8 protein-coding genes are annotated in these 9,669 nt (G+C 66.5%); 7 read left to right on the forward strand and 1 reads right to left on the reverse strand.

The window, feature by feature from the left end; all coding sequences use genetic code 11:
* Window positions 1–41: 41 nt before the first annotated feature.
* Window positions 42–899, reverse strand: a complete 858-nt coding sequence (locus tag ACQG3P_RS08455; protein WP_426804768.1) for an EamA/RhaT family transporter — start codon at window positions 897–899, stop codon at window positions 42–44.
* 55 nt (window positions 900–954) lie between these two features.
* On the opposite strand from ACQG3P_RS08455, the gene ACQG3P_RS08460 reads away from it, so the two are divergent.
* The 7 genes from ACQG3P_RS08460 (at window position 955) to ACQG3P_RS08490 (ending at window position 9,635) form a co-directional block, all read left to right on the forward strand.
* On the forward strand, window positions 955–1,629 hold the full coding sequence (locus tag ACQG3P_RS08460; protein WP_426804769.1) for an alpha/beta hydrolase: 675 nt from the start codon (window positions 955–957) through the stop codon (window positions 1,627–1,629).
* Window positions 1,626–2,726, forward strand: coding sequence for a cell division protein ZapE (gene zapE / locus ACQG3P_RS08465; protein WP_068848403.1), 1,101 nt, complete (start codon window positions 1,626–1,628; stop codon window positions 2,724–2,726). The genes ACQG3P_RS08460 and zapE overlap by 4 nt, the downstream gene beginning before the upstream one ends.
* Window positions 2,727–3,298: 572 nt before the next feature.
* Window positions 3,299–5,710, forward strand: a complete 2,412-nt coding sequence (locus ACQG3P_RS08470; protein ID WP_068848405.1) for a ribonucleoside-diphosphate reductase subunit alpha — start codon at window positions 3,299–3,301, stop codon at window positions 5,708–5,710.
* A 192-nt stretch (window positions 5,711–5,902) separates the two neighbouring features.
* Window positions 5,903–6,922 (forward strand): ribonucleotide-diphosphate reductase subunit beta, encoded by a 1,020-nt coding sequence (locus ACQG3P_RS08475; RefSeq protein WP_093535153.1) that lies wholly within the window; start codon window positions 5,903–5,905, stop codon window positions 6,920–6,922.
* Between the two features lie 104 nt (window positions 6,923–7,026).
* Complete coding sequence (locus tag ACQG3P_RS08480) at window positions 7,027–7,440, forward strand: acyl-CoA thioesterase (protein WP_068848408.1); 414 nt, start codon at window positions 7,027–7,029, stop codon at window positions 7,438–7,440.
* Between the two features lie 48 nt (window positions 7,441–7,488).
* Window positions 7,489–8,310: an NAD-dependent protein deacetylase gene (locus tag ACQG3P_RS08485; protein ID WP_426804770.1), complete on the forward strand. Its 822-nt coding sequence runs from the start codon at window positions 7,489–7,491 to the stop codon at window positions 8,308–8,310.
* A gap of 215 nt (window positions 8,311–8,525) precedes the next feature.
* Window positions 8,526–9,635 carry an NADH:flavin oxidoreductase/NADH oxidase gene (locus tag ACQG3P_RS08490; RefSeq protein ID WP_184126208.1) on the forward strand — a complete coding sequence of 370 codons (1,110 nt, stop codon included), beginning with the start codon at window positions 8,526–8,528 and terminating at the stop codon, window positions 9,633–9,635.
* The last annotated feature ends 34 nt before the right edge of the window (window positions 9,636–9,669 follow it).

Genomic DNA, 9,669 nt, shown 5'->3' on the forward strand with positions numbered 1-9,669 from the left:
AACCGGTAGGTGCCGACCGTTGGTCGGCACTGCGCGCGGTCTCACCCCCACGCGATAAACCCAATCGCCACCACCGCCAACACCAACCCCGCGCGGTTCCACCGCGTGGTCGGCTCGCCGAACGCCAACACCCCCACCAGCGCCCCCAACACCACCACGCCGATATTCATCCCGGCAAACACCGTGGCAGGGCTGTCCGGCATCGCCTGGTGGGCGTGCACGTAAAACAGGATGTTGCCGCCATTGAGCAGCCCCAACAGCGCCCCCGCACCCACGTTGCGCGCGCGCAACCGGCTGCGCCCACTGAAGTGCCGCCACAGCTGCAGACCCAGCATCAACACAAAGGCAATGCTGAAACACGCCAGCAGCGCCGCCATCGACGGCGTCCCCGACAGCGCCACCTGCTTCAGCAGCACATCCACCAGCGCAAACCCCACCCACACCGCCAGCAGCCAGCGCCAGCTGCCCGCCTCACCGGCCACCGCCGGCCCACGCGGGCGCAGGCTGATGCCCAGCATCGCCACCAGCCCCAGCCCCAGTCCAAGCAGCTTGAGCGCGGTCGCCGTCTGCCCAAAGAACACAAACGCAGCCAACAACGACAGCAACAGTGACAACCGCTGCGCCACATCCGTTCGCACGATCCCGGCCACCGCCACCGTGCGGCCCAGCACCAGGAACAGCGAAGGCAGCACCACCGCCAGCACCAGCAGCGCCGGCCACGGCGCATGGGTCGACTGCAGCGCCTCCAGCGGCGGCTGCAGCACCCCCGCCGTAAGCCCGGCGGCCACCAGGTAATTCCAGGTCACCATCTGGGCGACATCCAGCTGGCGGCGTGCGGCCAGCTTCAGCAGCACCGACACCAACACGCTGCAGACCACGCTGAAAAGCAGATAGAACATGGGGTTCCAGGCAGGCGCGGCAGTGCAGCCCGCGGGGGAGCGGTATTATGACGCCATGCACAATCCCCCTTTCCCCAATGAAAGCACCACCCTGCAGCTGGCCGGCCCGGTTGGCGCGCTGGACGTGATGGTCGACCCGCCCAAGGCCGACGTGCCCGCGCAGCCGGTGGTGGCGGTCATCTGCCACCCGCTGTCCACCGAAGGCGGCAGCATGCACAACAAGGTGGTGACCATGGTCGGCACCACCCTGCGCGAGCTGGGCATTGCCACCGTGCGCTTCAACTTCCGCAGCGTCGGCACCTCGGCGGGCGAATTCGACCATGGCGTGGGCGAGCAGGACGACCTCAAGGCCGTGGTGGCCTGGGTGCGCCAGCAGCGCCCCGACGCCACCCTGTGGCTGGCCGGCTTCAGCTTCGGCGCCTTCGTCTCCCTGCGCGCGGCCGCCGAGCTGCAGCCGCAGGTGCTGGTCTCGATCGCCCCGCCCGCCGGGCGCTGGGACTTCGACGGCGTGCAGCCGCCGGCCAACTGGCTGGTCATCCAGGGCGAGGCCGACGAAATCGTCGACCCGCAGGCGGTCTATGACTGGCTGGACCAGCTGGGCGCCCCGCACGAACTGGTGCGCATGCCCGAAACCAGCCACTTCTTCCACCGCAAGCTGATCGACCTGCGCGGCGCGGTGCTCCACGGCGTCAAGGGCTGGCTGCCGAACCCGGAAAGCGCCACCGCATGAGCGATACCGCACTGACCCCGTCGCAGCGCTACGCCGAAGGCGTGGCCCGGGGCGAATGGCAGAACGACCCGGCCCAGCACGCCGCCCTGGCCGAGCTGGACCGCATCCACCTGGCGCTGGTCGACAGCGCCCAGGACGGCTGGCTGGATCGCCTGTCCGCCTTCTGGAAGAAGCCGGACCCGGTCAAGGGCCTGTATTTCTGGGGCGGGGTAGGGCGCGGCAAGACCTTCCTGGTGGACCTGTTCTACGACGGGCTGCCGATCGAACAGAAGTACCGCACCCACTTCCACCGCTTCATGCGTGGCATCCACGAGCGCCTGCGCGAACACCAGGGGCAGAGCGACCCGCTGGCCCGGATCGCCCAGGAATGGCGCGCCAAGCTGCGCGTACTGGTGCTGGACGAGTTCTTCGTCACCGACATCGGCGATGCCATGCTGCTGGCGCGCCTGCTCGAACGCCTGTTCGCCGAAGGGGTCACCCTGGTCACCACCTCCAACACGGCGGTGGAGAACCTGTACCTGAATGGGCTGCAGCGCGACAGCTTCCTGCCTGCCATCGGCCTGCTGCAGACCTACTGCGTGGAGCTGTACGCCGAGGGCACCGAAGACTACCGGATGCGCGCGCTGACCCATTCGCCGGTCTACCAGGCCCCGCGCGACGAGCACAGCGATGCCTGGCTGGCCAGCCGCTGGGCCGCGCTGAGCGGCGGCCAGCCGCCCAAGCCGGGCAACATCGAGATCGAAGCACGCAAGATCCCGGTGCGCGCCCGGGGCAAGAGCATCGTCTGGTTCGACTTCAAGGCCCTGTGCGAAGGCCCGCGCGGCCCCTCGGATTACATCGAGATCGCCCGCGAGTTCAACACCGTGCTGCTGGGTGACATCCCGCATTTCGATCGCATGAATGAGGATGCCGCGCGCCGCTTCGTGAACCTGATCGACGAGCTGTACGACCGCCACGTCAACCTGGTCTGCACCGCCACCGACGCCCCGGTAGCCCTCTACACCGGCACCCGCCTGCAGGGCGCCTTCGAGCGCACCGCCTCGCGCCTGATAGAAATGCAGAGCGCCGAATACCTCGGCACGCCCCACCGGGCGTAACCGGGGCAACCGGCCGTCACCCGAGCTGGAACAACGGGCCGGAACAAGGCGTAGGGACACGCCATGCGTGTCCGCGCGGTGCCCGATCCGCGCGCAATTGTTACGCCCGCGTGACGCCCAACTGTTCCGTTTTTCGACCCCCTCCATCGCACGAAAAGTCGCCCCCAACCCTTGACTGCGCACTCGCTTTCGACGGGTCGCGACCGTTCGTCGGACGCCCGCAACACCGGATCCTTGCGCCGCAAGGGATTGGCCTGATTCCCTACATTTGGCGTTGACGGCCCCCTACACCCCCACTATCTTGTGGCCGTCGGTCTCTTCGACCACAAGTCGAAGGGTCCAACGGGCCCAACGCCCACCGACAACCGCATGCCGTACATGGTGCGGCGCTGGTAGCACCAGTCTCCGGGGGGAGATGACCGGTGACGCAAGGGGAATCGTCCGCAGCGCCAGTGCGCCGGTCGCGTCCCATGCGACACCGATAGTCCACCCTGAGCGCTGAGCGCATCGGCCCCACGCCTGCCCCGCAGGCGACCCTGCACCACCCCAAATCACGCCAAGAGGAAAACGCCGTGAGCACCGAAACCAGCGCAGCCACCGACCAGGAAAGCGAATTCCTGTTGACTTCGCCGCCGACCGCGACCGCCATGAGCGTGACCAAGCGCAACGGCACGACCGAACTGGTGGATCTGAACAAGATCGTGCGCGCGGTGCAGCGTTCGGCTGAAGGCCTGCATTCGGTCGACCCGATGCGCGTGGCCACCCGCACCATTTCCGGCCTGTACAACGGCGCCACCACCCAGGAACTGGACGAGCTGTCCATCCGCACCGCCGCCCTGCTGATCGGTGAAGAGCCCGAGTACGGCCGCCTGGCCGCGCGCCTGCTGGCCAACTACATCGCCAAGGAAGTGTCGGGCCAGGAAATCCACGCCTTCTCGCAGTCGGTGGGCCGTGGCCACGAAGTGGGCCTGATCAACGACCGCCTGCTGAACTTCGTGCAGACCAACGCGCGCAAGCTCAACGATGCCATCGACCTCAGCCTCGACCTGAACTTCGACTACTTCGGCCTGCGTACCCTGTACGACCGCTACCTGCTGCGCCATCCGCACACCCGCAAGGTGATCGAGACCCCGCAGCAGTTCTTCCTGCGCATCGCCAGCGCGCTGAGCGAAGACGTGCCGGAAACCCTGGCCCTGTACAAGCGCATGGGCAACCTGGACTACCTGCCGTCCAGCCCGACCCTGTTCAACTCCGGCACCACCCACGAGCAGCTGTCCTCGTGCTTCCTGCTCGATTCGCCGCAGGATTCGCTGGAATCGATCTACTCCAAGTACGGCGACATCGCCCAGCTCTCCAAGTTCTCCGGCGGCATCGGCGTCAGCTATACCCGCGTGCGTTCGCGCGGCTCGCTGATCAAGTCCACCAACGGCCACTCCAACGGCATCGTGCCGTGGCTGAAGACCATGGACTCGTCCGTGGCTGCGGTGAACCAGGGTGGCAAGCGCAAGGGCGCGGCCTGCGTGTACCTGGAAACCTGGCACGCCGACATCGAAGACTTCCTCGAACTGCGTGACAACACCGGCGACGAATCGCGCCGTGCGCACAACCTCAACCTGGCCAACTGGGTGCCGGACCTGTTCATGAAGCGCGTCGAAGCCGACCAGGAATGGTCGCTGTTCGATCCGCGCGTGGTGCCCGAGTTCACCGACCTGTTCGGTGAAGCCTTCGAGGCCGCCTACCTGCAGGCCGAAGCACAGGGCAAGGCCAACCGCACCATTTCCGCGCGCAAGCTGTACTCGCGGATGATGCGTACCCTGGCCGAAACCGGCAACGGCTGGATGACCTTCAAGGACAAGTGCAACCGCGCCAGCAACCAGACCCTGCGTCCGGGCAACGTGATCCACCTGTCCAACCTGTGCACCGAAATCCTGGAGGTCACCTCCAACGATGAAACCGCCGTGTGCAACCTGGGTTCGATCAACCTGGGCAACCACTTCGACGAGCACAACGAGTTCAACTACGAAAAGCTGGCCGAAACCGTGCGCCTGGCCGTGCGCCAGCTCGACCGCGTGATCGACCTGAACTTCTACCCGATCGAAACCGCCCGCCGCGCCAACATGCGCTGGCGCCCGGTCGGCCTGGGCTGCATGGGCCTGCAGGACGTGTTCTTCCGCAAGCGCCTGCCGTTCGACAGCGCCGAAGCCCGCGCGCTGTCGAAGAAGATTGCCGAGACCATCTACTTCCACGCCCTGGAAACCTCGGTCGAACTGGCCCAGGAACGTGGCAAGCACCCGTCGTTCAACGACACCCGTGCGGCCAGCGGCGAACTGCAGTTCGACGCCTGGAACGTGGTGCCGGAAGACGGCGCGCGCTGGGACGCCCTGCGTGCCCGCATCAAGGAACACGGCCTGCGCAACTCGCTGATCATCGCCATTGCCCCGACCGCGACCATCGCCTCCATCGCCGGCTGCTATGAGTGCGTCGAGCCGCAGGTGTCCAACCTGTTCAAGCGCGAAACGCTGTCGGGCGACTTCCTGCAGGTGAACCGCTACCTGGTGAACGAGCTGAAGAAGCTCGGCCACTGGACTCCGGAAATGCGCGACACCATCAAGATGGCCGAAGGCTCCATCCAGGGTATCGCCCAGATCCCGGAAAGCCTGCGCCAGATCTACCGCACCGCGTGGGAACTGCCGATGCGTTCGCTGATCGACATGGCCGCCGACCGTGGCGCGTTCATCGACCAGTCCGCCTCGCTCAACCTGTTCATGGAAAGCCCGAACATCGGCGCGATGTCCTCCATGTACATGTACGCCTGGAAGCAGGGCATCAAGACCACCTATTACCTGCGCTCGCGTCCGGCCACCAAGATCGCCAAGACCACCATCAGCCACACCGCAGCGGCTGCCCCGGAAAAGGTGTTCAGCCCGGAAGAAGCCATCGCCTGCTCGCTGGAAAACCCGGAAGCCTGCGAAGCCTGCCAGTAATCCGCGGGCGCCCACCGCCCGGTAGCGCCGGCCGTTGGCCGGCCTCGACCAACCGCAGCGCCGGGCTCTGCCCGGCCGCTCCACCGGCCCAATCGCCGGAACATACACCCGGCGTGTGCCGACCGTTGGTCGGCACACACACCCGGTAGGTACCGACCGTTGGTCGGTACACCTCAGAAGGAAAGACCCACCATGGCCGACACCCGCAAGCAGATGCTGCTCGATCCCGGTTTTGAACTGACCCTGCGCCCGATGCGCTACCCGCAGTTCTATGACATGTATCGCAACGCGATCAAGAACACCTGGACCGTGGAAGAAATCAACTTCCAGATCGACATCAGCGACCTGCACACCAAGATGTCGCCGGGCGAGCGCCACCTGATCCACCGCCTGGTTGCCTTCTTCGCCACCGGCGACTCGATCGTGTCCAACAACCTGGTGCTGAACCTGTACCAGCACTTGAACGCGCCCGAAGCACGCATGTACCTGTCGCGCCAGCTGTACGAAGAAGCGCTGCACGTGCAGTTCTACCTGACCCTGCTGGACAACTACCTGCCGGACCCGGAAGAACGCTCGAAGGCGTTCTCGGCAGTGGAGAACATCGACTCCATCAAGAAGAAGGCGGACTTCTGCTTCAAGTGGATCGACTCCATCCAGGGCCTCACCCGCATCGAAACCCGCGACCAGCGTCGCCAGTTCCTGCTCAACCAGATCTGCTTCGCCGCCTGCATCGAAGGCCTGTTCTTCTTCGCCGCGTTCGCCTACGTGTACTACTTCCGTTCGCGTGGCCTGCTCAACGGCCTGGCCTCGGGCACCAACTGGGTGTTCCGCGACGAAAGCGCGCACATGGACTTCGCCTTCGAATGCGTGGACGTCATCCGCGAGGAAGAGCCGGACCTGTTCGACGATGAGATGAAGCGGCAGGTCTACGACATGCTGGCCGAAGCCATCGAATGCGAAGTGCAGTTCGCCGAAGATGTGCTGTCCGGCGGCGTCGCCGGCATTTCCACCCGCGACATGCGCCAGTACCTGCAGCACTGCGCCGACAACCACTTCCACCGCCTCGGCATGGAAAAGAAGTACAACGTGCGCAACCCGCTGCCGTTCATGGAACTACAGGACGTGCAGGAGCTGACCAACTTCTTCGAACGCCGCCCCTCGGCCTACCAGGTGGGCGTGCAGGGCGAAGTGTCCTTCGACATGTCGTTCTGATCCAAGCGCACCATGCGTACCAGAAAGCCCCGGCACTGCCGGGGCTTTTTGTTTGCGGGCGCTGCCGTATCATCCTCGTCGACCCCATCGCACGGCCCACCGCCATGACCGCCACCCCTGACGTCGTCCCGCCCACTGAAGTGCGCATGGCCGAAATCGTCTTCCCCAACCACACCAACCACATGGGCACCCTGTTCGGTGGCCAGGCATTGGCGTGGATGGACAAGGCCGCGTTCCTGGCCGCCGCGCGGTACTCGCGCCGCACCGTGGTCACCGCCCGCTCGGACCAGGTGGACTTCAAGCTGCCGATCAGCATCGGCCAGATGGTGGAAACCGTGGGCCGCATCGTCGAAGTGGGCCGCAGCTCGATGAAGGTGGAAGTAGAGCTCATCGCCGAAGACCTGCACACCGGCGAGCGCAAGCTGTGCACCCGCGGCCACTTCGTGATGATCGCGCTGGACGAGAACCACAAGCCCACCGCCGTGCCTGCGCTGCCGGCCGATATTGCCGGACCCTGAACGGGCAGGGGCGATTGCGAACCCTCCAATCGCCCCCATCTAGCTGGCATGTCTACCCCACTGGCTGACTTCATCGACCGCGCCCGCCGCCTGTTCGTCCTCACCGGCGCCGGCTGCAGCACCGACTCGGGCATTCCCGATTACCGCGATGCCGACGGCCAGTGGAAGCGCACCCCACCGGTGAACTACCAGGATTTCATGGGCGAAGCGGCCACCCGCCAGCGCTACTGGGCGCGCAGCCTGCTCGGCTGGCCGCGCTTCGGGCAGGCCCAGCCCAACGCCACCCACGCCGCACTGGCCGCGCTGGAAGCGCGTGGAAAGGTTGAAGTGCTGCTCACCCAGAACGTGGACTGCCTGCACCAGCGCGCCGGCAGTGCCGCCGTGATCGACCTGCACGGCCGCCTGGACCAGGTGCGCTGCATGGGCTGCGAAACCCGCAGCAACCGCGAAGCTTTCCAGCAGGCGCTGCTGGCCGCCAACCCCGGCTGGGATCGCCTCGACGCCGCCCAGGCTCCGGATGGCGATGCCGACCTTGAAGGCGTGGATTTCAGCACCTTCAACGTGCCCGCGTGCCCCGCCTGCGGCGGCATCCTCAAGCCGGACGTGGTGTTCTTCGGCGAAAACGTCCCGCGCGCCCGCGTCGATGCCGTACACGCCCACCTGCAACAGGCAGATGCCGTCCTCGTGGTCGGCTCCTCGCTGATGGTCTATTCCGGCTACCGCTTCGTCCAGGCCGCCGCCAAGGCCGGCCTACCCGTAGCCGCCCTGAACATCGGCCGCACCCGAGCAGACGACCTCCTCACCCTCAAGGTAGAGCAGTCCTGCGCAGAAGCCCTGTCATTCCTCCTGCCAGCCACCGCATCGGCCTGACCCGCGAACGAAACCCGCACGCGCAAACTGCCTGAACGCCTGGCGTGGCCTGCCGCGCCGGCCCCACCGTTCCACCCAAAGATTCCCCTATATGCGCCACTCGTAGAGCGAGGCCATGCCTCGCTAGCCTCACCGTTCCACACATACGGTTGCCCGCAAACCCGCTTCGCGGTGCAATACCACTCCTGTTTCATCTCCCCCCGAGTCGCCCGCCCGTGAGCCAGCTTTTCTCCCCCGTAACCTTCGGACCGCTGACGCTGTCCAACCGCATCGTCATCGCCCCGATGTGCCAGTACTCCTCCACCGACGGCCTGGCCAACGACTGGCACCGCCAGCACCTGGGCATGCTGGCCCAGTCCGGCGCCGGCCTGCTGATCCTCGAAGCCACCGCCGTGCTGCCGGAAGGGCGCATCAGCTACGCCGACCTGGGCCTGTGGGACGACGCCACCGAAGCCGCCCTCACCGACGTGATCGCCTCGGTGAAGCGCTGGTCGCCGATGCCGGTGGGCGTGCAGCTCGCGCATGCTGGTCGAAAGGCCTCCTCCGCACGCCCGTGGGACGGCGGTGGCCCGCTGCCGCCGACCGACCCGAACGGCTGGACCGTGAAAGCCCCCTCGGCGCTGCCGTTCACCGCCAATGGCCCCACGCCCGAAGCGCTGGATGAAGCCGGCATCGACGCCGTAGTGGAGGCCTTCGCCGTGGCCGCCAAGCGCGCCGAGCGCGCCGGCCTGGACCTGATCGAACTGCACGCTGCGCACGGCTACCTGCTGCACCAGTTCCTCTCCCCGCTCAGCAACAAGCGCCAGGACGAGTACGGCGGCTCGCTGGAAAACCGCATGCGCCTGCTGATCCGCGTGTTCGACGCCGTACGCGCAGCGGTCTCCGACCGCATCAGCGTGGGCGTGCGCATTTCCGCCAGCGACTGGGTCGACGGCGGCTGGGACATCGAACAGAGCACCACCCTCGCGCAGATCCTCGACCTGTGCGGCTGCCAGTTCCTGCACGTCTCCAGCGGCGGTCTCGACGCACGCCAGAAGATCGCCCTCGAGCCCGGCTACCAGGTACCGTTCGCCGCCGCGATCAAGGCAGCCAAAGTGCGCATGCCGGTCATCGCCGTCGGCCTGATCACCGACCCGGCGCAGGCCGAATCGATCCTGCGCCACAACCACGCCGACGCCGTCGCACTGGCCCGCGGCATCCTCTACGAACCGCGCTGGCCGTGGCACGCCGCCGCCGCCCTCGGCGACTCCATCACCCCCGCCCCGCAATACCTGCGCTGCGAACCGCGCGAAGCCCGCGGCGTCTTCACCGCCCCGTCTGCTTGATTGAATCGGTAGCGCACGACCGTTGGTCGTGCGA

Source organism: Stenotrophomonas sp. SrG, assembly GCF_050031795.1.
Classification (GTDB): Bacteria; Pseudomonadota; Gammaproteobacteria; order Xanthomonadales; family Xanthomonadaceae; genus Stenotrophomonas; species Stenotrophomonas rhizophila_A.

Bases quoted from the DNA above. Each gene is read 5' to 3' on its own strand.
- ACQG3P_RS08455 (WP_426804768.1), bottom strand. From the start codon at position 899: ATGTTCTATCTGCTTTTCAGCGTGGTCTGCAGCGTGTTGGTGTCGGTG.
- ACQG3P_RS08460 (WP_426804769.1), top strand. From the start codon at position 955: ATGCACAATCCCCCTTTCCCCAATGAAAGCACCACCCTGCAGCTGGCC.
- ACQG3P_RS08475 (WP_093535153.1), top strand. From the start codon at position 5,903: ATGGCCGACACCCGCAAGCAGATGCTGCTCGATCCCGGTTTTGAACTG.
- ACQG3P_RS08480 (WP_068848408.1), top strand. From the start codon at position 7,027: ATGACCGCCACCCCTGACGTCGTCCCGCCCACTGAAGTGCGCATGGCC.
- zapE (WP_068848403.1), top strand. From the start codon at position 1,626: ATGAGCGATACCGCACTGACCCCGTCGCAGCGCTACGCCGAAGGCGTG.
- ACQG3P_RS08485 (WP_426804770.1), top strand. From the start codon at position 7,489: ATGTCTACCCCACTGGCTGACTTCATCGACCGCGCCCGCCGCCTGTTC.